We start from the raw sequence: 24,127 nt of genomic DNA, 5'->3' as shown, positions 1-24,127 counted from the left end.
ACCTCAGACCTCCGTCATCAGTCCTCTGAATTGGAGTTCCCACATTTTTGCATAAAAGGTGAACAATTGGTATAAAACATGCACTTTACTAAAAAGAGTGGAGATCCCACATTTTCACACGAAAAGTGCAAAATCTGCACTAAATGCGTAATTTCAAAACCTCATCCTACAAGATAAACCTATATGCAAAGATTCAACCTCCCACTATTTCAGTCCTCGGGTGTTTCGTCTTCTGTTCTCCGAATTGGAGATCCCACATTTTTGCACGAAAACTCTAAATTTTTTTTACTAAAATGTCTAAATAATTTCGTGACAATTCTGAGATAATTTTATAAACTATCAAAAAGACAGCGAATAGGAGTCTTATATGCAGAAAAAACTTGGGTTTATAACGATAACTTTGACTTTTCTACTTTTTTCTTCAGAAATTTTCAGCCAGAAAAGGTATGGATTGATTTTTGGCACAAATTACACAAAGAACAAAGCCAATATTCCTGAGCTTTTGATGTGCGAGTCCGACGCGAATTATCTAACCAATCAAATTAAAAAAGTTGGGAATTTTGACGAAGTAAAAGTACTTCTGGGCTCTCAAATTACTAAAAAAAATATCGAAAAAGAAATTAAAAGCCTTGGAAATAAAGCCGGAAAAGATGACACTGTATTCTTGTTTTTTGCAGGGCACGGAACTTTCCAAAGAGATCCAAACGCCAAAAACGGGATGAGAAATGTATTAGTCTGCTTTGAAAGACCTCATCTATCCGATGAAGAATTAAATGAATACTTAAAATCCATAACATCTCCAAAAACTCTTTTTGTTTTTGACTGTTGCTTCTCGGGTGGAATTGCAAAAAAGGGCAAGAAGACCAGAGGTGCAGGAGAAGTCCCGATCCCCGCAGGAAATGATGGAGTAGTGAAACAAAATTCAGAAGACTTCTTTTTTCAAAATAAGGGAATCATAGCATCTTCAGACGATAATCAAACTTCTATGGAATTGGGTGGAGATATCAATCACGGAATATTTACTTATCATTTTGGAAAGGCGTTAGAGACTGCCGACTTGAATGGAGACAAGGTAGTTACAGCCTTAGAAGCCTTTTTTCAAACTCGAGACAATGTAGTAAAAATGGCTAAAGAAAATGATCATGAACAAACTCCACAGGTGTCGGGTGACGCATCAGGAATTTTATTAGCAGGGAAGAAAACACCCGAGCCGCCTCCGACACCTCCAATTCCTGAAGTTATCCCTACTCCAAAACCAGAACCGGTGAGCGATCCTCCAAAACCGGATCCCATTCGTCCACCTGTTACGAATGTAGAGCCTGTCTCTCCACCTGCAAAATTTGCAGACCTATTAATAAAAACTACCATTATCAAAGATAGAACTTACGGTCTGTCTGATCTACCTCCTGCTGAGCTGATTCAAGCAAAAAGAACAAGAAAAGGCGACAGAAGGATAAAAGTATATCTAAACGATAAGGAATACGACTACAAATTAAGTACGGTTAAGTCTGAATTTTTTGGATCCATGAGAAGAGTTGGAATAACTACTCCAGGAGAAATTTACAACATCCACCTAAAAAAAATTCCTGCAGGAGTTCAAAAGATTGTAATCAAAGCCGACGAATACCCGGAGATCCAGTCCACTGTAGGGATCCAACCAAACAAACAAAATGAGATAGAAGTAATTGCTTCTATGTCTGGGTACGGTGCAATTCAAGGAAATGTATTTTACAAAACTTTGGATAATCCTGTGATCAAGCAACCGATTTATATGCCTACAATTAAAAGTGTAAACGGGATTCAAAAAACATTCACTGATAAAGATGGGAATTTCTGGTTTACCAATTTAAAACCCGGTGACTATGAAATCCGTGCTTCCTTTGCAGAAGAAATGAAATTAGAAAATTCCATGCTAAATGTAAACGAGGGAGAAGTAACAAGAGTTCAAATTATTTTAAATCAGAGAATGCCCAGTACAAAAACAAAATACTGATGTAAATAAAGTATCAGCAAGACCCTGAATATTTCAGGGTTTCTTTTTTTAAATATACACTAATTACAAAATGAAATGATTATATTCCAAAATATTGTTACGATAAAGCCTCACTTCAATTCGAAAATTCTAACACAATTAGCATTCTTGCAATTTTCGTAAATGAGTTTTTTGAAAGCACCTGCTTTTTTCGTCTTTGCAATTCTTCTATCTACTTCAATTTTTTCCAATGATAATTGGGATGATTTAAACGAAGGAACAAAAAAGATCTACGGTAGTGAGAAGGAGGCAAAGTACGACATCAATGCACATTTTTGGGAAAGAGAAAACTGGGAAAATCACTATTCCAACCAAGTACTTTGGCTTTACAAACATACAAATTATCCAAAATATCGTTCAACATATTTTTTCCCATTTTATAATTTTTTAGAAAGCAAGATAGACAATCGAAAGAAATTTAGAATTTTCAATTTCTTTTATAAACAAAAAAATTCCGAAATAGAAAGATTTTTTTTCCCCTTTGTCTATTATTACTATGATAAACAAAATACATCTGAATCAATCGGAATATTTCCTTTTTTTTACAATAGTAGTGACGACAGTAAGCCAGATCGCAAAAGCACAATATTTTTATCTCCAATTTATTTCTCAAAAAAAATTCGGTATGAACTGAATTCAAATACCGTGGCTTATACTAAATTGAATTTCTCTCCATTTCATTTTTTTTTAGAAAATAGTAAAAATGATTTTGTGTCTTCAACAAGATTTTTTCCAATCATTCCGATTTTTTACCACCATTCAGAACCAGACTATACCCATACAAATATCTTGTGGCTGTTTGGTAAAACGACAAGAGCGGGGACATTAAGAAGCTTATACGCTCTACCATTTTTCTTCTGGGACAAATCCGAAAATGGTTTTTTGCACATTCCTCCTCTATTTATTTTTAACACTTGGAATACAAACGATGAAAGCTATTACCATAGTGTTCTGTTTTTTTATTTTTCTTATGGAAATAAATTTGAAAAAACTTTTTTTGGTCCAATATTTTACCATCATGAATTTGGAACAAAATCATCAAATCTGATCGCAAATTTCTATTGGTCTAAAGACTCAAAGACAGACGAATTCACTTTAAATATTTTTCCTTTTATCTATTACAAAAGAAACTCTCATTTTGCATTTCTACCATTTTATTATTCATCTTGGGGTAATCCCGAAGACACAGAAGAAAAAACATATTTTGGCCCTTTTTATTATCTAAAATCTTCCAGAGATTTGCAAATTCAGTGGGTTCTCTTTTATCATAATTATTCAAATTCAAAAACTGGTAATTCTTCTTTTACGGTTTTTCCATTTTTTCATAAGCATGAAAATAAAGAAGACAAGGTTCAAGTTTCAGTTAGCCCATTTCATTATTTTAAAAAATCGGAACAAATCGAAAAAATATGGATGTTATTGTATTATTCGCATGAAAATTTTCGGAATAAGACAAGCTTTTATACAATCTTTCCATTATTGTATGTATGGAAAAATTCTAAAACTGAAGGAAATATTTTCTTACCCTTTTATCTAAATTACAAAGAAGATAACAACAGCCTTCACCTAAATATTGCCGGTTTTTCAATAGCAAGACAATTTGGGACGTTATACGCAAATGCTTCAGTAGGTCGAAACTTCGATAAGACATATTTTGATTTTGAAATAATTGCATTTTACAACTTGTTTAGTTTTTCTACAAGAAAATCATTCAAATCTGAATATTTTCCAAAACAAAAAAAAGGAAATAGCTCACTTCCATATTTACCAGTTAGCCTAATAGCGAACTCTCCAAAAGATAATGAAAATCAACCAAAAATAGAGAAAGAAAAATCTATTTCTAAAGAAAAGTCGGAAAACTTTTGGGGATGGAGTGCCTTGTTTGGGATTGCAGCTTATGAAAAAGCAGATACAAAAAGACATATTCGTGTTTTACCCTTAGGATGGTTCTCGTGGGACAAAGAATCTGACAATAAAGTTTTTTTTCTTCCTTTATTCAACCTATGGTATGTTTCTGATGAAGTGGAATATAAAGTCATTGCTCCATTGATAATTCCATTATACGCAAAGCAAAGAAATGGAAACTCGTTTACGGAATCTTTTTTGGCAATAGGTTATATACGCGAGTTCAATGAAAAAACAAAAATCACTGAACATTCTTTTCTTTGGCCCATATCGAATTTTTATACGTCAGACGATACAGGTGGCTCAAGAATCTTGCCTTTTTATTGGTATAAAAGAATTTCTACCAATAATTCAACGCAAAAATTATCTCTTAGCCTTCTACATTATTACAATTCAGTAGAAGACAAGGATTCTAAAAAATGGAGTATCCACTTCCCAAGTTTTCTCCCTCTAATTTCAATCCTTCAACATACAGAAATAAATTTTCATGAAAATAGATGGTGGCTTTTTCCAATTTTTTACACCAAAAAGACGGAAGACACCAATGTATCAAAAACAGTTTCTCTTTCTCCGATATTTTATTATGAAATGTATCAAATTCACTCTAAAGACGAAAATAGCAAATACAATGCTCTTTGGATATTATTGTATTACCACAGCAAAGTTGATACAATGTTTCCAATGAAACAAAAAATCACAACTACCCTAACCCCTTTATACTATTTAAAATCTATTCAAAGCGATTCAAAAGAAGACACCTCTTTATGGATATTTCCTTTTTTCTTTCATGACTATTCAAGTAGCTCAATTAGTGAAAGAGAAGAGCATTATTCTTTTTTCTACTATAAGGAAAAAAGCTATGGAAATTTTGAAAAAGAAAAATGGCAAAAAAATCTACTATGGATTTTACCCTACTACCATAGCTATAACTCAAGCTCCGATTTCGCATCTGACACAACTCAATGTGTAGTCTCAATTTTTCCTATTAACTACTACTTCTACGAAAAAGTAGAAGAGAAAGAATTGATTAAACCAATTAAGCATCATTATTACAAGGAAACTTTTCAAATTACAAATCTATTGTTTCACTATTCAGAAAAGTATTTCAATAAAGATAAATCGAATTATTCTAATATATTTTTCTTTCCGATTGTTCCATTATTTTTTAGAAGTATATCCAATACAGATTTGCACTACAATATATTCTGGTTAATGGACTGGAAAAAAGACTACGAAAAAAATGATTTAAGACTATTTTTTTTTGGATTCTATATTTACTCTTCAGAAGAATATTCAAGACAGAATTTTTTATATTTAATAGACCATCAGTCTTGGAGAAATACAAATACTCAGAAATTAAAATTCTTTCTTGGCACAATTCACTTTGAATCAGCTCCTAATTATAGAAAATTCAAAGTGTTGTTTGGACTACTCGCAGGATACGAGTCAAGAGACACAGATGGATACTATGATATTAATTTTTTATGGCTAAGATATTTAAACGAGAGAGAAGAGCATATTAAATTAAATCTCATTCCATTTCTTTATTACGATAGAACATCTACAGAAAATTTAATAGTTGTTCCTCCATTGTTATATTATTCATTTGAAAATAATGACAGGCTTTTACAATTAGGGGGACTCGGTGTTTTTTGGTATAGAAATTACAATAAGCGAAAAGAAGAAGAAACTAAAGCGATTCTTCTTGGTTCGATTTATTATGAAACGCGACTCAAAGAGCGCGGCTATAAATCCAAAGGAAGTCTATGGGGAATTCTTTGGGAGTACCAGACTGAAACAGAGACAGACTATTCTAAATTTTCAATTTTTAAATTTTTGTATTCTAATACTACAACCAATGGGAAAAATTATAATCGAATTTTTGGAGTCAAATTATAGTGTATCATGATAAAAAAACATATCCCTCTTATTGCAGCATTGTTGATAATCTCAACCCTAATCATATTATATGAAAAAAAAGAATTGCCGTTTAACGAAAATCTTAACATAGAAAAGGAATATAAAATTTTATTGAATCGAAGCAAATCAGAAAATAAAAATATTCTGATCGAATTTGGTGCTAATTGGTGTATGGATTGTTCTGTTTTCAATGATATACTAACTCGTGAACCAAATCTTTCCTATTTAAACGCAAATTACCTTATTCTCAAAGTTGATGTAGGAAAGTTTGATCGGAATTTAGAATTTTCAAAAAAATTTGAAGATCCGATTCAATCCGGTATCCCTGCAATTGTAATTTTATCATCTGAAGAAAAAATTCTTGTATCAACAAATAATGGTGAGTTTTCAAATTCAAGAGGTCTAAAAGATATAACGGTATTAGATTTTTTTAAAAAATGGAAAAAGTAAAGTTTATCTATTTAGACGTGGGAGACACTCTAATCCATATCAAAACAAACCCTGGAAAAATTTATTACGATATTCTAAAATCTCACAACATAATCCAAGCCTCTTACGACAAAGAATTGCTAAAAAAATATTTTTTTGATAGCTGGAAATTCATGAATTCAAAAGCTCCTCTAAATTTTCAATGTAGATACACAAATCATAAATATGGTAATGATGGTTTTTGGAAAGAACTCATTGGTTATTTTTTATCGTTTTTTGAAAAAACAGAACTGACTGAAAAGGTATATTTAGATATAGTAAATACCTTCAACGATCCAAACTCGTGGGCAATTGACGAAACTTTTTTTAATCTCAAGGAATTTAGCGATAAAAAAAATATTCAACTCGGAATTATTTCTAATTGGGACATTCGTCTGAGAAGCCTATTAAAAAATATGAACCTCTTAAAATATTTTACTCATATTGTAATATCTTCTGAATTCGGTTACGAAAAGCCCTCTGAAAAAATTTTTATAGAGGGGGAGAAATTAGCACAAGTAAGTCCGAAAAATTTAATCTACGTGGGGGATAAGCCTGAACTCGATTATTTTCCGCCAAGAAAATTAGGTTGGAATACTTTTTTAATTTCCTCAAATAACGATCCAGATTTAGAAACCTTGAGGCAACTTGGAGATCTAATGGAAAAAATTTACTGATTTCAGTGAATTTTTATTTTTATTGATTGTGCATAGCTCTGCTATTCTATTTTTTTCTTCTTCTATTTTTTCTTTCATTCGCCTTATTTTGATTCTTTTTGTCTTTTATTTTCTCATCTTATGTCGTATCAGCCTATTGTATCGTATAGTTTTTCTCTTTGAGAGATAGACTCCTACCGCAATCGAACTGACCTTGGGTGGAACTCCAAAGTCATAGAACTTGGCAGTGATGATTATGTCCCATCCGGCAATGTCAAGCAACAAAAGAAGAGTAAAAAGAGCCGTTCGAGAAATACCAAGCCATTGAGCAAACTCGCCTAGCTCAATCCAATCTGCATTAGTTGACGGATATATGTCTCTTTAACAACGTTTTGTCGTTAGACATAATGAGTCATAAATTTTGATGTTTTAAAGACCGAAAATTGAGTATGAAAAATCAATTAGAATATACTGGAAAAAAACGATACGACGAAATTATTAAAAAATACAATTTCGAAGTAAATGCTGAAATAAACTTAACGCCACAAGAACCCCTTGAGGTGTACCCGTTTTAGTGGAGAGATTTTGCCACAAATTTTCTTCAAACTTTGAAGGAGGCTTTGATAGCCAATGAAAGAATGAAGTCTTTTCCTATTGTAAATAATATAATTTGAAAACATCTTTCTCAATTCTTCATAATTTTCAAATTTATTTCTATAAATCAATTCTGTTTTGATTGTCTTGAAAAAGATTCTAACAACTGTATTATCCCAACAATCTCCTTTGCGGCTCATTGGACTGGATTCAAACCACCATTCCAGAATAAAATTTTCAGGAACAATTGCTTTGATATTGAGAACCTGTGTCTGTCTAAATAAACAAATTAATCCCGAAGCAGGCTTCCTTTTTCTGATGGCACTTCTAGGTATATCAATCACAAGTTCTTTTTCATATGGTTTTCAACGACCAGCCAACTACTTTTCTGGAATATAAATCGACGATTACACACAAATAATAAAATCCATTTTTTATTTTGATATATGTAATATCAAAACCAAACTTTATTTGGTGCATATGCAAAAAATTTCGATCCCAGAGATTTGAGAGACTGGGAGATTTTGATTCGTTACAGTTGTTGTGACTTGAAATCTTGCAGGTTGAATACCCTGTATTTAATGCATCCTTAAATGAGTCTTTTTACTTCCTTTTCCCTATAAAATTTTCCTGTTGATGTAGCTCTTTTACAATTCTCCTCGCTCCATAAACTTTTTCATTCTCTTCAAAATATTCAATATCTTTCGTTGCTTTTATCTTGAAATTTTCTTTTGAAAGAATTAATTTCGCTTCTTGTAATATTACTGCATGAAGTATTCCTAAATCCTTACATTCTCTCTACCGTATATTCCTTACGGTTTTCATTTATCACCAATACTATTATTTCTGTAGTTTGAGAGAACGGCCATAGCCTTTTTTTAGATATCACATTCCATCTTTTTGCTTCGGACAATTCATACTGAAGCTGTTGGATTTCAATATCTTTGGATCGATTTTCTTTCATTATATCACCTTTCTTGAATTGTCAATTCTTTCTCCAATGAAAAGATCTTTTCATTATTCCTAAATTGAAGCAATTTCTTTTGCTGATTTGCCGGATGAAATCAAATGATTTACTGCATCCTTTTGAATTCCTCTGTATATGTTTCCTTTTTTTGTCCCTTTGTCATTTTCCTCTTTTAAGGCTAAAATTTCTACACTTTTTTGGTTCATTTTCAGATTTCTTCCTTCAATTCGGATTCAACGTCCCTACTACTCAAATTAAGTAGTCAGGACCTGTCATAAGCTTTGAGCGTGAAAGAGAGTCCTATCGTGAACAATTAAAATTGAAGACGAAAACCATCGAATTGAAATTGAATCCATCCGGAGAGAACACAAGGCAGAGCTTGAACGTGAAAAGCAGAAATATGAATTTTTAGTTAGATTTATTGAAATCGAATCAATTATCTTTAGAAGAAGACAGAAAAGAGTCACCGAAGGATAGAAAAAGAATTCTGAGCAGAAGGCAATGAAAGCCGGTGGATAATAATTTTGATTTATCGACTCTTTTAAATCATCCGATAGCCGTTCCTCTTCTTGGGAAACTATTTGGAGTTAGATCAATCAGTTTTATCTGGAATGAATTCAAATGAGCTAATGAATAAACTGAAAGATTTTGCTTCGAACAGAGCTACAACGTATGACAGAGCAAGATTTGAAAGATCAAGAAACCAGATCATTGTTTTACAAAAAAAAATGAATATTCTGGTTTCTATTTTGAAAATTTTATTTCCGATGTTGAAAAAAATTTTATCGAATGGTAAATCTCAAATGATTGAAATAAAAGGAGAAATCGGAAATGATTTTAGAACATTTTTTCGATGGAGTTAAAAAGAGTTTTTGATGGACAGAGGTTATAACGCATACACTTGGAACGATTTGAGAAAGGTATTTTTACAAGAATTTAACAGAAAATATCTTTCCGGCAGTTCGTCGTCTCAGAGATCATTCTCTGGGATCGCATATTGTAAATCCTCGACGGTAGTCGAGGAAAAATTTACATTAAAGGAGATGAGCCGATGAATGGCAAACTTTAGAGTCACGAATACAAAAAAATTAGGTAAGGGCGAAAAAAAGGTTTTTTGAATCTTGTTATCAATCTTCCTTTCTATGCAAGATCAGAATTTTTCTGTGTCGAAAACAGAGAAAGAAGACTGATAGATCATCAGACTATTTAGTTTTTCAGAAAAATCTTGTAGGGTCAATCTGGAATAAACCTATACCGACAAAAAAATTGAATACGGAAAAATGTTTGTTCTAGGACAATTTTCTTTTTTCATCTTGGCCATGATGGAACAAGCTAAATTTTGCGGTTTTCCAGAACGAAAAGATTGGTGACGAGGTTGTCACGGTTCAGGATCGAGGAACGTGACGAGGAGGATTCAGAATTTGGTAGAGGAAAATTTGCCGGATGAAGTATATTGAGCATTTATTTTAAAGCAGGGGGCGCGAAGAATAAGTGGCGATGAACAGAATTAAATGTCAAGTTAGTTCTGGAAAACCGGATAGCCTGACATTTTTTAATTTAAAAACTTTCAGGGGGTAGTAACAACCCCTTGCAATGACAAAACTTTATGGATAAAAGGAAAAATACCGAAAATGAGGCTTCCATACCAGGATTTACGTATTCCGTTTGTAGATTGGCTAAGTTTTTCGGTGAAATATGAGGCAAAAACCTTTGAATGGGTTGAAAAAACTTTTGGTTCAAAATTGACCTAAAAAAAGGCTTTAACGGTTATTCTCATTCATTTTTGACTGATTTAGGGGCAATTTGTGGGTTTTCCCCCGAAAGGCCGGCCATGAAGATTCATGTTTGTTTGTCTTCCAAAGCTTTATTCAATTTAAACGGAAAAATTGAAATCCATGATTTAATTCGACAGATTATTCAAAGAGGCGGGACTTTTTCCCGAATTGACCTTTCACAAGACGACTATGACGGTTATTTGAATTTACCGGAAATTTTAGAAAAATTAAAAAATCAAGAAGTATCTACGAGGTTTAGGGGATTTTTGAAAGTAGAACTTTTTAATCCGTTCAGTTTATGGAGTTTGAGCTGGCTCTCTTTTCGGGATCCAAAAAGCAGAAAAACGGTCAGACCTTATATATTGGTGATTGGCATTCAGATATTTTTGTAGAATTTGACAACAAAAAACAAACAAAGTCAGAGCCTTCCTTATTTGGAATCAGTAGAATTTCAGTTACGGCATAAATGATTATGAATGAGTTTTGTAATCCCACGATGAAGGTTGATTTTAAAACCGGAGAAATTAAATCATTTGACCAGGTCTTTTTTGGGATCAGGAGTTTTCCAAAACAGTATATTACTATTTAAAATTTTTAAATCCTTCGTTTAAAATGCAAACGATAGATGACTATGGAATATATTATTTACAGGAAAAACACAAAAAGACATTGGGACGTTTGCAATTGGTGGGTGAATTTTTAAGAGTTGAAGAAGGTGAGAAAATAGGACTTCCGAAAAATGAAACAGGACTCAAAAGAAGAAATTAAAGCATGTAGATAAATCAAAAGTGTTCCTGGTGCGGATTATTTGCTTTATTCGGCAACCTATGGAAAAATATTCTCACGAAAACTTTTTGAAAGGTTGCCGTGAGAAGTTCGAGAAAAATTAAAATATCAAATTCTTTTTGAAAAGAATTTCAAGAAAAACTCAATTTATTCACGAAGAAAATATTTGCTGATGTGGCGTAATTTTTCAAAAAGTGTTACTTATGTGGGTAAAAAGCAGGAAAAAACCGTCTAAAAAGTGGGTAAAAAGATTTTTTTAAGCATTGTAAAAATAAGTTTTGCAATATTTTCGAGTATGTTTTATAATAATTTAATCATGGAGTCAAACAAAATGGATGAAGAAGAAATAAAAAGTCTTATTGAAAACTTAAGTGAAGAAGATAAGGAGAAGGTTTTTTCTTTCGTGAAAAAACTTTCTCCAGAAAAAAAGAAGAAAGACATTTCTAAATCTGTTCATAGGTGGGGAGATTTACGGAAAGAATTTGCCGGAACAGTAAGCGACAGTACTTTAAATGGAATCATGAGGGAAATTTATAAAGCGAAAGGAAAGAAATGGAATGGATTTGATACTTGATACAACGATTTGCATAGAAGCTTTTCGGGGAAATGAAACCGACATTGATGAAAATAAAAAAGTTTACATACCGATAATTGCAATAGGTGAATTATATTTTGGAATATATAATTTCTTTAGAAAACATGGGAATAAAAAGAAGTATGAATCTGAATTGAAAAAGATGGAAATCTTTCTTAGAAAAGATTTTTTAACATTCGACCAAGAAACAGCGAATGAATATGGAATTATAAAAGATCAATTAAGAAGTAAAGGGCTAAAAGTACAAGAAAATGATGTTTGGATTTCGGCACTTGCTAAATCAAATAATTTAAAACTTTTGACAAAAGATAAAAGTTTTGAAGATGTTGAAGGATTAGAAGTAGGTTTTGCATGAAAATTTCCTCTGTTCCTTTAAAAGACTATATTCAGACGGTGGAAACTGTCTTGAGATTGGCAAAAGATTACACAATAGATTTGATTCCGTTTTACGGGATGACAATTTTTGCTTTTTACAATTATGTTCGTCGCCTCCCGTATATTTCTGATCCTGTTGGAAAGGAAACGGTAAGTCGTCCTAAATATACATTGGATATAAACTGGACAGGTGCTAGAGATTGTGACGATAAGACTGTTCCAATTTTAGCGAAAGCGATTATTTTAAATATTCCGTCACGGGCGGTAGTTTGTGGAGAAATGGAAAGGCCTCATCATATTTATCCAGAAATAAAAATAAACGGAAACTGGATGGTTGCAGATGCAACGTATCCAGAAAGATGTTTGTTTGATAAAAAGCTATACAACGAAAAATTTAGAAAAGAATTTTACGTTTAACTGATTTCAAAAATCAAATTTTAAAAAAAATTAAAAAAATGGGTAAATAGTGTCCGTTTAGTGTCCGTTATGCGGTAGCGATCAGATTTTTTTGCTTGTACTTTTTCTTTTCGTCTGTCATATCTTGTATATATGGCAGAACTTATTACATTAGAAGGCGATAGAGAATTTCCTCTTGATACAGATATAATTTCTGTCAGGGGGAAATTTTATCCAAAGGAATCAATTGACGGTCAGCTTTTCGGGACGTTAGTTGTAGATTCTTCTATTGTAAAATATCCATACACAAATCAATTGAATGGCCTCAGACATGGAAGACATATATCGCTTAACGGCGATTTGGTTATTGATGGTTTTCGCCTGATTGAAAAAAGCTTTCCATTGTAACGCTGCTCCGGTCAAGATTTTTGTGAACAGTATTCATTTAGGTCGCGGTCTTTATCGTTCATTTATCGGATTATCTTTGGCTTCGCTATGGAAGCATGGGGCAATTTGGTTATCTCAGAAGTTTGTAAAGAGGTTTGAAAATTAAGCACTCAGTCAATGTTTCTCAAAGGATGTCTCGAACAGGAAAGAGTTTTCACGTGAGTTAGTGCTTACGGTAAAAAATTTGAAAAAATTTATTCTAAGAATTCCATCCTTGGTCTAATGCAGGGAACATAGCTTGCAAAAATTTGGTCATTGAATCAAGTAACTCAAGTATTGGTTCTATTGTTACTTCTGAAAACAGCCTCAAGAAGAATGGAACAACCAGAAGAGCAATTAATGCCTAAATACAAAGGCGAAAAAAGAATCAGATGAGCAACATCTGAAAGTGAGGCCATGAACGATAATTTCAAAATGAAGAAATTCCGAGAATCAACTCCTGAATTAATGGTTTGCAGTGAATAGCACAGGGACTTTCTAATGTTGCTGGAAAATGAAAATCTGGATTATGGACGGGTTGCGAATCTCTTGGTTTGAATATTTGCAGCAATTCGATAATAATAAAAAACTCAAAACTTCCATTTGATATTTTACGAAATTGAGAACTGTTCCATCAAAACCGCTGGCAAACAGCAAACCGAACGGACAAAAGAAATAAAATGAAAACTGGAACAACTGAATGATCTATATTTCTACATGCTTGCTGGAAAATTTTACCTCCGAAGAATTTTTGAAGTTTTACGATTTCACTTCGTCTGTTCTTGCAAGGCCGTATAAGTATTTTTTTCCACCGTCAAAAGAAACAATAAAAAACTTAGTTTAGTAAGTAATTGAAAAAAAGAAATTTTTTCGAAGTTTGATTTTAGCAACATCTTTGTTCTCAAAAAAATTGAAGAAATGAAAAACGATTTTATTTTGTTTTTCTTTTTCCTGTTCATCAACAAAACAAAACGCAGAAATTTATATTGATTCAGCCGAAAAGTTAAAAAATGCATTAACTTGATAAAGAGCTTTGAAAATTGGAAATGCATTAGCCAAATCGAAAAGTGAATTAAAAAGATTACCTATTACAGAAGACCTTACACTTAAAAAAGAAAAAGCAGTCGAATTGCACAATTCAAATCTGAAACTTTGTTTGCGGTTTTTTTTGTCGCATTGTTTGCGGTTTTATTTAGGCATATTGTAGTTTACATAGCATTAAATAAATTCAAAGGGTTTTATGAAAAAGACAGATTTTTTATTTACTATTCAGGTTTAGGAAAAGTTACCAGTCCGAAAGTAAGTGGCATTAACTATGACGGATATTTGCACAACAGCACACACCAAAGAATGTCATTTCTTTTTTCTAATGAAGACGAAAAGGAAACTTTAAGAGATTTTCAGAAAGCAAATCCAAATCTGAAAATTGCAAGAACTCACGTGCAGAAAATGTCTTCGTCAAGCCAACCAAGTCAGCCTTCAAGAACTTCGTCTGAAACTTCCAAAAAATCGGAGGTAAAACGAGAAGAAAGTTCTGAGGTAAGAAAAGAAGAATCGGGCGGAAACGAAAATATTCTTTTGATTCTTGCGGTAGGCGCGGGAGCTTTCTTGTTTTTAGGTAAAGGGAAGAAAAAGAGAAAGTAAAAAATGACCAGAGATTTATTTTTTATTTACTACACAATCGGAGAAGGTGAGCGCTTAGGCGTTCCCAATTTCGAAGGTTTAAAAGTAGATACAAAATCGAGGGTGATTTCTTTTCCAGTCAAAGCGCATACGACTTGGGAGAGTTTTAAAGACAATTCATTTAAGACAGATGATCCACAAGTAGGTTTTATTTTTAAAGAAATTCAGATGATGAACGGCCACAAAAAAGATTTTAAAATCTGGAAAACTGAAATAAAAACAAATATTCCTTTTGATGAAGCCACTGAATACATCACAGAAAAAGCAAAGTCGATAGTTGATTATGCGGCCATCGGAATTGTCTTACTTATTGCAGTAAAAATCTTTTCAGCGAGCGGAAAAAAGAAATGATCTCAGGCGTTGACAAAAGACTGCAAAACTTTTTCGAAGACCTGAAAAAAGAAATTCCACAGATTCAATTTGCGGAAGGATACAGGACAAACAAAAAACAGGAAGAAATTTATTGGTCACAACGGGATAGAAAAACAGGCGAACTACTACCCGGAATTAAACCGGAAGACGTAGCGACATGGGCGAGAGGCGGACAGTCGGCACACAACCATAGAAAAGCCTTTGATGTGGACGGAATAAATTTACGAACTGATAAAGAAAAAATCGACTCCATTCTAAAAAGACACCCAGAGATTCAATGGGAATTTTATTTCTTTCGTAAAGGCGGATGGAATGATCCCCGACATTTTCAGATCAAAGATTGGCGAAACAATAAACTTATTTATTCAGGAATTTCTTTGGTTGGAATTATTATTTTGTTACTATTTGCGTATTTTCTATATACTCAGTTTTTTTCAAAGACTCAAAAGACCGTTTCAAATTGAGAGGAAAGAAAATGAATCTTATCGTTGACCATATAGAAAAAAATCCTTTTTCTCGTTCAGGGGAAAAACTCGTAAAAGTAAAAGCTATTATTTGGCATTATACAGCTTTTCCGAAAGCTACAGCAAAAATATTCGTAGACTATTTCAATAATTTGAAAACAAACAACCATATAAATCAAGATATGCTTCTGCACACTATGCGATTGACGAAAAGAAATTATCGAGATCATACCAACGGACGAGGTCGCTTTACCATGTAGGAGCTCTGAAAAATAAATATACTGAAATTGCAAAATCATTCCACATTAGCAGTGAATTATTACAAATCGAATTGAGCTTTGTCACGATAGAGATGACGGATATATTAACAACGCAACACTTGTAAATGCTGTTTTTTGACTCAAGAACTTTTAAGCAAATTCAATTTAACGACTGAAAATCTTTTTCGACATTATGATATTACAGGTAAAATTGCCCTAAATATTTTGTAGAGAATATTATTGAGTGGAAGAACATTAAAGAGGTTATCAGTGGAAATAGGTAGTTTAATATCAATAATCTCTATTATTACCGGAGCGGTAACTATTTTTGCGCGCCAAAAGCACAAATTAGATAAATTATCTATTCTTGTAGAAAATAAACAGAAGAATTAAGAAATTTCAAAAAAAACAATCGAATCAGTATCAAAGAATTTAGACTCTGAAATCATAATAATTAAAATTTAGATTTGAAGATTTTTCCAGAAAAATAAAATCCTTAAATGATAGAATTACGAAATAGAAGAAAAAGGATAAAGATAAAAAATGCGACACAGAAAGCTAAATGATTTTATTCGTGAAAGTCCTTTTCTAAGTTTTTACTGGAAGAGTAAAACGAAAAGATGGAAAACGTAGCGGTAAATTCTTATATTATAAAGACACAGTGAAAATAATGTAATACAGTGTAAAGACTGAATGCAAAAAGAACTTGACGAAGAAAAATGTAAACGTGATTTACTTATAGAAGATTTGCCGAATATTGTATATTCGGAAAACATGCATTAGACGTGGAACAAAAAGAAGTTGAGTCAAGAAAAAAGAAATCATTGTGGATGAAATTCCAGATGATTCTTATTATATAACTACATTACAAGAAATTACAGAAGAAGAGCTTGAATATATTTTTTAGGAGAAACCAATGACTGAAACACAAATTAAATCTTTAAAGAAAAAATTTCCAGAACTATGTGAAAAATGCAAAGTCATTTCTGAAAACGGAAAAAAATTTTACGTTCTTGCCAAAACCGAAAACATGATCCACAAATTCGACAAGGCTTCCAGTTTCGTCAAGTTTGCGAAGGGGCTGAAAGTATGAAAAAAGAAGCTTCACTAGTAGAATCTGCTTTAGGGTTGAATTATTCAATAGAATATCTGAATCACTTTTCTGGTAATAATTGACTACCCGCTTGTATTTATGGCGAAATTTGCAGACAAGGTATGTCAGTCAAAGGTAGAAAAAATTACCCTTTCCGAAATTACTTCATTTGATTTCAATTTTGGAAATTTCAATACAACATCTATTGGAAATTTGGCTTTTGTTGCAATCAATACAAAAGACAGAAATATTAGGGAAGGTTGCTTTCTGATTTTAGATAGATTTAGAGACCATTTAAAACCCTTGACAAAAAAAAATATAAAGATAATATGGCTATGACGACAGTCTATCTTGAAACTTCATTCATAAAGTAAAATGTTGACACAAGCAAAATGAAATTTCAAAGAGTTTTTCAAAAAATAGCAAATTTATGGTGGGAAGAAAATCAAAAGAGCTATGATTTTTTATATTTCTCAATATGTAATTGATGAACTTTCAGCAGGAATATATGGTCATAAAATTAAATCTTTGAAATTTACTAAAAGAATAAAAAATGATTTAATGATGAAATATTTTACCTTGCGGAAAACTTATTGAATTAAAGGCAATGCCAAGGAAGGACTGGATTCACTACATTTGGCTTGTGCATCATATTATGAAATAGATTATCTTCTTAGCTTTAATTACAAGCATATCGTGAATGACAATAAAATGGATTTTTTAAGGAAAACAGTAAAAGGCTTGAAATACGAACTTCCTAAAATTGTTTCACCAGAGAGGTTATTGAAAAATGAAAAAGACACTTAGCGATTGCTTAGATCAAATAGTTTGGGAAAAAAGAAAATCTCAAGAAGTTATTGAAAAAAAAACAGGGAATGACCTAAAGAAATATATTGAATGGAGTAAGAAGAACGCCAAAAAACTTGAGAGAGATTATGGCATAAAATTAAAATTTGTTGATCCCAGAAAAAATAAAACCCACTAAACACCCATTCCCCTAAAATTTTTTTCTGAAATCTATAAAAAAGATTTGTGCTGTTTAAATTATCTGTATATATCAGAAAGCATGGAACAATTTTTTGATAGTGTCAATTTTGGGGCTTTGATGATTTTTCTTTTTGCGTTTGCAAATTTTTATTTTATAGGTTCTCTTTGGGATTAGCTTTTTTCCCACTGTAAACGCCAATTCCAAAACCAGCGAGACCGCCAGCGAAAAGAGAACCAATCAATTTAACAATTTCCATACTTTCAGGAATTTGGCTCTTGAAAACGAGAATAATTGCAAAGCTAAATAGTACTGTAAAAATAAAACTTGTGAGAATCAGAATACTTTTATTGAATTTTCCAGTTGATTCAATTCTCATTTTTTCCATTTCTTTTTCATGTTTGTATCGTAATTTTTCGGATTCAAAGTTTTCATGTCCAAAAGTTTTAAACAATTCGGAAGCGGCTTGAATTAGTGAAAATAGTTGCTGATCTTGGTCTTTTTTAGGCGTTAGTTGATTTTCCATATTTCAAAATATTGTAAAAAATTTAAGATTGTCAATAGAATTTTTTTGCCAGTTTTTATAAAAAAAGTGAAAAGTCAGACTTTTCCGCTTGACAGAATTTTCTGTATGGTCATAATGTGGGTATGTCTCGGATTGGAACGCTAAGCGCGGTTGACGATAGAACTACCCGAAATCTCTCTCAAGGAGGTTTCGGAAATATGGCGACAATCGTAAATAAGATTTCCATGAAAATTGATGATGATTTGCAAAGACAATTTGCAACTTATTTGCAGATGTATGATTCTGATAAGTCAAAAGTGCTTAGAACTGCACTTAAGGAATATCTGGATAAAAGAATGTCGCCGATGAATGTCAAAAAAGGCATAGTTAAAACGACATAATCGGCGGGTTTTATTGCCGAATAACGTGGGATATTTGTATAGTCTATCCAGTCCGCGTTATTCGGGGTAAAATTCTTCTTCTGCAAATTCTGTCCGACTTCTTGATACGCTTTCTTTACTCTATCCATTTTCTCAAAAGTTCCCCAAAGAATCACATTTCTGTATCTGTTCAACAATGCGTGTAAATATTTCCTCCTTGAAAAACCTGTCGTTCTTCTATTGAACTCGTCCATATATTTTGCTGGAACAAGCAAGCTCGATTGTGTTTCTACATATTTTTCTGGGTTCATAAATTTCTCCTTAAAGTAAAATTCCCTGTCCTCTATGATAAGGTAAAAAAACATACTAATAGAAATAAAATTTTACTGATTTTAAGAAATTTTATTTAGCTTTTACAGAAAATGTCCCCAATCTGCATTAAATGTGTAATCTCTCAAAATCCCCCAAAAAAGTGGAGTTCCCACATTTTTGCATAAAAGGTGAACAATTGGTATAAAACATGCACTTTACTGAAAAGAGTGGAGATCCCACATTTTCACACGAAAAGTGAAAAATCTGCACTAAAAGCGTAAACTCAAAACATTTATCTAAAAAGAAAATCTAATTGAAAAAAATTTCCACCTCCACTATTTCTGACCTCAGACATCAGGCATCAGTCCTCTGAATTGGAGTTCCCACATTTTTATGCTACTAAAACAAAACTACCTACCCTAAAAATTCCTTTAGCACCCGTATCAACTCTTCGGGCTTATCGTGATGAACATTGTGTCCGGCACCTTCAATTTCAACATAGAAAGGATTTTTAAAATTCTGAATCACTTCATCTATGTTTGAAGACTTCAAATGAGTTTCTTTTCCAAACACAATAAGACTAGGGTTAGAGAAATTTGACCACAAAGCTCTGGACAATTCGGGAGGAAACGGAATGGGTGAGCTTAGTTTTAAATTAGGGTCATTTTTCCAGACAAATTTTCCGTTTTCTAATTTTTTTATTAAACTCAAAACTAACTTTTCTACTTTGGATTTTTCTAATTTAGAATATATCAAGGAAAGTCTTTCGACTGCTTCCTTGATAGAGTCCATTTCCTTTAAGCGTGCGTTAGGCGACATCCTTTGCTTTTGTCCATTTTTCTTATTCATCCAGGTTTGAATCTTTTCTCTTTCTTTGTGCATAGATTGAATTCCACTAAAACCTTCTATACAGACTAATTTTTTTACTTTTTCAGGAAATAAGCCAGAATACCTTGCAGCAAGACTCGATCCCATAGAATGACCAAGAACAGTAAAAGGCTCAAGAAAATAATTTTCGATTATGAGATGCAAATCAAGCAGAGTGTCCGAATAATTATAAACTCCCATTTTCCAATCAGAGTCCCCATGCCCTCTAAAATCAAACGATACTATATCAAACTTTTCGGATAGAAATTTTTCTATAAACTGAAAAGTCTCTTTTGAATCGTTAAACCCGTGAAGAAGTAAAATTTTTTCACTCTTACCGTTATTTTGAATTTTTACAGATAGGTTTATATTATCAAATGTTGTAAATTTTTCGTACTCTATTCCCATTCTATGGTCCCGGGAGGCTTGTTGGTTATATCGTAAAGTAATATTGATAATCTTTCAATCTTTAAAACCTCTCTATGAATTTCTTCTAAAACTTTTCTATCCATACAATAAAAATTAGCAGTCATTGCTTCAGTTGATTCCACAGGTCGAAGGACTATACTTAAGCAATCCTCTGAATTTCCAACCGGCAAAAGTACAACCGGCATTTGCCAAATTTTCTCGATAAGATGATGTTTTTCAATAATCCGAAATACTGCATCATCAGCTTCTCTTAAAAGGTCAGAATACATTCTATTTAACTCTAAATTTGATTTTTGAAATTTGTTGAAAGAAAGACTTTTTATGTAAGGACAAAACACTACTCTATTGATTCCTTTGACTGTGTTCGTAATTTTTGTAGAAATTTCTTCATACGCATTCCAGTCGTTCGTAAAATCATTTAACGCTATGCAGTGTCCATAAGTCCTGTTGTCTCCCTGAACTCCCACAGAACGTACGGGAAGAATCTGGAATTCAACTCCTTTATAATATTTTAAGATTTCGTCTAACGCTTCCTCTTCATGAGGTGTTTTAGTAAAATGATTATGTGCTATCATCCTCACTGCAAGACCCGGACCCGGAAAAGGATGCCTATCGGTAAATTCTTTTTCCAAACCGAGTAGTTTTCCAAGCTCACGAACTTCATCTTTGTACAAATCTGAAATCGGCTCAATAACAAGACCCTTCTCTATTAAATCTGTTATTCCCTGAACTCTATTGTGGTGTGTCTTAATTTTTTTAGACAGCTTCGTTCCACCACTTTCGATAGTATCCGGGTAAATTGTACCTTGTCCTAAAATCCAATGATCCGGGTTTAAATTAAGTGAAATAGAACTTTCTTTTTGGCATTTTAAAAAAAGCTCTCCAATAATATTTCTTTTCAATTCAGGATCCTTTATATCTTGCAAAGAAGAATAAAACATTTCCGAGTAATCTCTGACATTTAGATCAATTCCCAAAGACCCAAGTTTTCCTTTCAAAGAAGACACTTCTTCTTTTCTCATAAAACCTGTATCAATTAAAAGGCCTGTGACCCTATCCTTTCCCAGAGCTTTTGCTAGTAAAAGATAAGAAACAGTTGAGTCCACCCCACCGGAAATTAGCATAAATACTTTTCTTTCCATTGGAACTTTTTTCTTGATTTCGTCTAACTTCCTTTCCAAGAAAATCTCCATATTCCAAGTACTTTTAGTCCCGCAAAGTTTAATAAAGTTAGAAAGCAGTACATTTCCATTTAAGGTATGCGTAACCTCAGGGTGGAATTGAATCCCATAGATATTTTTTTTGAGGTTATAAACTGCCGCATTTTCGCAATTACTACTTTTCCCTATTGAAATAAAATCTTTTGGAATTTTCACTACCTCGTCACCGTGACTCATCCATACTTTTTCGCTATTTGAAAGGCCTTCCAAAATTGGTACATCTTTACCTGAAAAATACATTATGGCAGAACCATACTCTCTTAAATTAGAAGGCTCTACCACACCACCGAGTAGCTTCATAATTAATTGATGACCATAACAAATCCCAAGGATTGGTATATTCAATTCAAAAATTTCTTTCGGTATAGACGGAGATTTTTCTTCGTACACACTGTTTGGTCCACCGGAAAATACCAGTCCCGAAAATTCTTTGTATCTGTCTAAACTTTCCGAATTAGATAAAATCTCAGTGTATGAACCCAGTCTTCGGATTCTGGAAGAGATCAAATGCGCATACTGTCCTCCAAAATCTATAATTCCTATTTTTTTATCACTTTTCATCTTTGAAGCCTTGTAAAAATTTGGATTTGATGGAAAATAAAAACAATACAGTTTCTTCTTACGAAGGAAAACAAGATCACATTCAGGGAATGGAAACTCCCGTAATTGAAACTTTTACAAATATCTATGAACTCAAAGACTATCTCATAGAATTTACGATTCCCGAATTCACCGCAATCTGCCCAAAGACCGGACTCCCAGACTTTGGAACCATTGAAATTTCTTACAAACCCCATAAGAAATGTATAGAGTTGAAATCGCTTAAAGAGTATATACTTTTTTTTAGAAATATTGGAATTTTCCACGAAAATGTAGTGAATAAAATTTTAGAAGATATTGTAAAACATTCAGAGCCTTTGTATCTAAAAGTGCGAGGGGATTTTCATATTCGCGGTGGAATAAAAACTATAGTCACTAGAGAGTATTCAAAATGAGCTTGGAAACTCTCATTGGCTATATTGCAGGACTTTTGACGACTATTGCATTCGTTCCACAAATGCTAAAAGTGATTCTAACAAGAAAAACAACGGATGTATCCAGAAATATGTACATTGTACTCATACTCGGTATATCGTGTTGGATCTATTATGGTGTATTACACAAAGAATTACCGATTATAATTTCCAATGTATTTGTTCTAATTTTTTCTCTGATTATACTCATATACAAGCTAAAAGAAAAGTAACACTGCTTTGGTATTTTCCAGTGTTTTATTTTTAGTATTTTTCTTTCCGGTTTTTTTTACTGTTTATTTTCTTTTTCCAAACTATCTAAAAAATTTATGGGCACTTTTTGCAAGCATCGTATTTTATATTTGGGGAGGCTCTGATTTTTTTCTAATACTTTGTGCATCTATATGTGTAGATTTTATTCTCATGCACATCATGGATTCTAAAGAAGGGAATTTTCGACTTATTCTCGCTCTCTTTTCTGTAATTTTTAATTTTTGTATTTTAGGGTATTTTAAATACGCCGACTTTTTTGTTGAAAATTGGAATTTCCTATTGCAAAAAAATTTCCCTCTTCCAAAAATAATTTTACCAATAGGGATTTCTTTTTTTACTTTTCATAAAGTAAGCTATACAATCGACATCTATTATAAAAAATCCAAACCTCTAAAAAAAATTTCAGACTATCTTTTATATATTCTACTTTTTCCTCAATTAATTGCAGGACCGATTATTCGGTTTAATGAAATAAGAGACCAAATCTTAGACAGAAAAAATTTAGAAAACTGGGACAACAGACTAAAGGGGCTTATTCGATTCTGCATCGGGCTTGCAAGAAAAGTCTTAATAGCCAATGTACTTGGAAAAGAAGCCGACAAAATATTTTCACTTAACGAACCAGAGCTTAGTTTTTTTCTCGCTTGGATGGGAATTTTAGCCTACACTTTCCAGATTTATTTTGACTTTGCAGGGTATTCGGACATGGCGTTAGGACTCGGAAAAATGATGGGTTTTCAATTTCCTGAAAATTTTCAATTTCCATATACGTCCGGATCTATTACTGAATTTTGGAGACGGTGGCACATAACGCTCGGAAACTGGATGAGAGACTATATTTATATTCCTTTGGGTGGAAATCTCGTTTCTAAATTCCAAACCTATTTGAATCTATGGGCTGTGTTCTTGTTTTCTGGGCTTTGGCATGGAGCTTCTTGGAATTTTGTATTTTGGGGAGCTTACCACGGTCTATTTATTTCACTAGAGAAATTTTTTAAATCTCCCAAAGAAAAAGAAAAAAAGAATTTTACAAAAGTATTAAAAATGATATTCACATTTTTTCTGATTTTGAATGGCTGGGTTTTATTTCGCTCTGATTCTTTAAGCATAGCACTTGGAATGTGGAAGGCAATGTATTTTCCAAAAACTTTTGGGAACTTTACAGTTGATGCGTATTTTTTGTTTTTCTTTTTCCTATCTTGTATTTTTAGTTTTTATCCAATTTTTAAACCATTGAAAAAATATATGGATTTAGAGTCTTATATCACAAAATATCCAAAACTATTTGTATTCATTTCCATTATATTGTATTCTCTCTCGCTTGGAGAATTGCTATCTACTAATTTCAACCCGTTTATCTATTTTAGGTTTTAACT

The 24,127-nt window shown here is 32.5% G+C and carries 27 protein-coding genes; 19 read left to right on the top strand and 8 right to left on the bottom strand.

All coding sequences use genetic code 11. The features are described 5' to 3' along the window. The first annotated feature begins 367 nt into the window (after positions 1-367). From HS129_00625 to HS129_00610, 4 genes are all read left to right on the top strand, one after another. Positions 368-1,993: a caspase family protein gene (locus HS129_00625; GenBank protein ID MBE7410563.1), complete on the top strand. Its 1,626-nt coding sequence runs from the start codon at positions 368-370 to the stop codon at positions 1,991-1,993. A gap of 171 nt (positions 1,994-2,164) precedes the next feature. Further along, positions 2,165-5,836 carry a hypothetical protein gene (locus HS129_00620; protein ID MBE7410562.1) on the top strand — a complete coding sequence of 1,224 codons (3,672 nt, stop codon included), beginning with the start codon at positions 2,165-2,167 and terminating at the stop codon, positions 5,834-5,836. Between the two features lie 6 nt (positions 5,837-5,842). Further along, complete coding sequence (locus HS129_00615; protein MBE7410561.1) at positions 5,843-6,307, top strand: thioredoxin family protein; 465 nt, start codon at positions 5,843-5,845, stop codon at positions 6,305-6,307. Beyond that, positions 6,295-7,002 (top strand): HAD-IA family hydrolase, encoded by a 708-nt coding sequence (locus tag HS129_00610; protein MBE7410560.1) that lies wholly within the window; start codon positions 6,295-6,297, stop codon positions 7,000-7,002. The genes HS129_00615 and HS129_00610 overlap by 13 nt, the downstream gene beginning before the upstream one ends. Positions 7,003-7,107: 105 nt before the next feature. Here the strand turns inward: HS129_00610 and HS129_00605 are convergent, their stop codons facing one another. The 4 genes from HS129_00605 to HS129_00590 all read right to left on the bottom strand — a co-directional run bounded on the left by HS129_00605 (position 7,108) and on the right by HS129_00590 (position 8,748). Next, positions 7,108-7,266, bottom strand: coding sequence for a hypothetical protein (locus HS129_00605; protein ID MBE7410559.1), 159 nt, complete (start codon positions 7,264-7,266; stop codon positions 7,108-7,110). A gap of 251 nt (positions 7,267-7,517) precedes the next feature. Beyond that, positions 7,518-7,919 (bottom strand): transposase, encoded by a 402-nt coding sequence (locus HS129_00600; GenBank protein MBE7410558.1) that lies wholly within the window; start codon positions 7,917-7,919, stop codon positions 7,518-7,520. Between the two features lie 443 nt (positions 7,920-8,362). After that, positions 8,363-8,539: a hypothetical protein gene (locus HS129_00595; protein ID MBE7410557.1), complete on the bottom strand. Its 177-nt coding sequence runs from the start codon at positions 8,537-8,539 to the stop codon at positions 8,363-8,365. A 59-nt stretch (positions 8,540-8,598) separates the two neighbouring features. Beyond that, positions 8,599-8,748, bottom strand: coding sequence for a hypothetical protein (locus tag HS129_00590; protein ID MBE7410556.1), 150 nt, complete (start codon positions 8,746-8,748; stop codon positions 8,599-8,601). 375 nt (positions 8,749-9,123) lie between these two features. Here HS129_00590 and HS129_00585 point away from each other — a divergent pair, with 375 nt between their 5' ends. The 12 genes from HS129_00585 (at position 9,124) to HS129_00530 (ending at position 17,752) form a co-directional block, all read left to right on the top strand. Then, on the top strand, positions 9,124-9,405 hold the full coding sequence (locus HS129_00585) for a hypothetical protein (protein ID MBE7410555.1): 282 nt from the start codon (positions 9,124-9,126) through the stop codon (positions 9,403-9,405). A gap of 968 nt (positions 9,406-10,373) precedes the next feature. Then, positions 10,374-10,709 carry a hypothetical protein gene (locus HS129_00580; GenBank protein ID MBE7410554.1) on the top strand — a complete coding sequence of 112 codons (336 nt, stop codon included), beginning with the start codon at positions 10,374-10,376 and terminating at the stop codon, positions 10,707-10,709. A 632-nt stretch (positions 10,710-11,341) separates the two neighbouring features. Beyond that, a complete protein-coding gene (locus HS129_00575; protein MBE7410553.1) occupies positions 11,342-11,677 on the top strand; it encodes a hypothetical protein in 336 nt (111 codons plus the stop codon). Next, the gene (locus tag HS129_00570; GenBank protein ID MBE7410552.1) at positions 11,661-12,053 is read left to right on the top strand and encodes a PIN domain-containing protein; all 393 of its coding nucleotides are present in this window, start codon (positions 11,661-11,663) and stop codon (positions 12,051-12,053) included. The genes HS129_00575 and HS129_00570 overlap by 17 nt, the downstream gene beginning before the upstream one ends. Beyond that, entirely contained in the window at positions 12,050-12,490 is a 441-nt protein-coding gene (locus HS129_00565; protein ID MBE7410551.1) for a hypothetical protein, read from the top strand. The genes HS129_00570 and HS129_00565 overlap by 4 nt, the downstream gene beginning before the upstream one ends. 132 nt (positions 12,491-12,622) lie before the next feature. Continuing rightward, the gene (locus HS129_00560; GenBank protein MBE7410550.1) at positions 12,623-12,877 is read left to right on the top strand and encodes a hypothetical protein; all 255 of its coding nucleotides are present in this window, start codon (positions 12,623-12,625) and stop codon (positions 12,875-12,877) included. A 1,170-nt stretch (positions 12,878-14,047) separates the two neighbouring features. Next, a complete protein-coding gene (locus HS129_00555; protein ID MBE7410549.1) occupies positions 14,048-14,539 on the top strand; it encodes a hypothetical protein in 492 nt (163 codons plus the stop codon). A gap of 3 nt (positions 14,540-14,542) precedes the next feature. Continuing rightward, positions 14,543-14,929, top strand: a complete 387-nt coding sequence (locus HS129_00550; protein MBE7410548.1) for a hypothetical protein — start codon at positions 14,543-14,545, stop codon at positions 14,927-14,929. Then, positions 14,926-15,414, top strand: coding sequence for a D-alanyl-D-alanine carboxypeptidase family protein (locus tag HS129_00545; protein ID MBE7410547.1), 489 nt, complete (start codon positions 14,926-14,928; stop codon positions 15,412-15,414). The genes HS129_00550 and HS129_00545 overlap by 4 nt, the downstream gene beginning before the upstream one ends. Positions 15,415-15,425: 11 nt before the next feature. Continuing rightward, positions 15,426-15,674, top strand: coding sequence for a hypothetical protein (locus tag HS129_00540; protein MBE7410546.1), 249 nt, complete (start codon positions 15,426-15,428; stop codon positions 15,672-15,674). Between the two features lie 916 nt (positions 15,675-16,590). Next, positions 16,591-16,767, top strand: a complete 177-nt coding sequence (locus tag HS129_00535) for a hypothetical protein (protein ID MBE7410545.1) — start codon at positions 16,591-16,593, stop codon at positions 16,765-16,767. A 790-nt stretch (positions 16,768-17,557) separates the two neighbouring features. Beyond that, a complete protein-coding gene (locus tag HS129_00530; GenBank protein ID MBE7410544.1) occupies positions 17,558-17,752 on the top strand; it encodes a hypothetical protein in 195 nt (64 codons plus the stop codon). A gap of 154 nt (positions 17,753-17,906) precedes the next feature. On the opposite strand, the gene HS129_00525 is transcribed toward HS129_00530, so the two are convergent. From HS129_00525 to guaA, 4 genes are all read right to left on the bottom strand, one after another. Continuing rightward, the gene (locus HS129_00525) at positions 17,907-18,278 is read right to left on the bottom strand and encodes a hypothetical protein (GenBank protein ID MBE7410543.1); all 372 of its coding nucleotides are present in this window, start codon (positions 18,276-18,278) and stop codon (positions 17,907-17,909) included. 262 nt (positions 18,279-18,540) lie between these two features. Further along, positions 18,541-18,948, bottom strand: coding sequence for a DUF1564 family protein (locus HS129_00520; GenBank protein MBE7410542.1), 408 nt, complete (start codon positions 18,946-18,948; stop codon positions 18,541-18,543). 415 nt (positions 18,949-19,363) lie between these two features. Further along, on the bottom strand, positions 19,364-20,224 hold the full coding sequence (locus HS129_00515) for an alpha/beta hydrolase (GenBank protein ID MBE7410541.1): 861 nt from the start codon (positions 20,222-20,224) through the stop codon (positions 19,364-19,366). Further along, positions 20,215-22,026 carry a glutamine-hydrolyzing GMP synthase gene (gene guaA / locus HS129_00510; GenBank protein ID MBE7410540.1) on the bottom strand — a complete coding sequence of 604 codons (1,812 nt, stop codon included), beginning with the start codon at positions 22,024-22,026 and terminating at the stop codon, positions 20,215-20,217. The genes HS129_00515 and guaA overlap by 10 nt, the downstream gene beginning before the upstream one ends. Positions 22,027-22,055: 29 nt before the next feature. Here guaA and queF point away from each other — a divergent pair, with 29 nt between their 5' ends. The 3 genes from queF to HS129_00495 are packed head-to-tail and all read left to right on the top strand — an operon-like array spanning position 22,056 to position 24,125. Then, positions 22,056-22,460: an NADPH-dependent 7-cyano-7-deazaguanine reductase QueF gene (gene queF, locus HS129_00505; GenBank protein MBE7410539.1), complete on the top strand. Its 405-nt coding sequence runs from the start codon at positions 22,056-22,058 to the stop codon at positions 22,458-22,460. Next, positions 22,457-22,711 (top strand): SemiSWEET transporter, encoded by a 255-nt coding sequence (locus HS129_00500; protein ID MBE7410538.1) that lies wholly within the window; start codon positions 22,457-22,459, stop codon positions 22,709-22,711. The genes queF and HS129_00500 overlap by 4 nt, the downstream gene beginning before the upstream one ends. A gap of 7 nt (positions 22,712-22,718) precedes the next feature. After that, positions 22,719-24,125, top strand: a complete 1,407-nt coding sequence (locus HS129_00495; GenBank protein MBE7410537.1) for an MBOAT family protein — start codon at positions 22,719-22,721, stop codon at positions 24,123-24,125. Positions 24,126-24,127: the final 2 nt, after the last annotated feature.

Source organism: Leptospiraceae bacterium, from assembly GCA_015075105.1.
Lineage (GTDB): Bacteria > Spirochaetota > Leptospiria > Leptospirales > Leptospiraceae > JABWCC01.
This window is presented reverse-complemented; position numbering and strand designations above follow the sequence as displayed.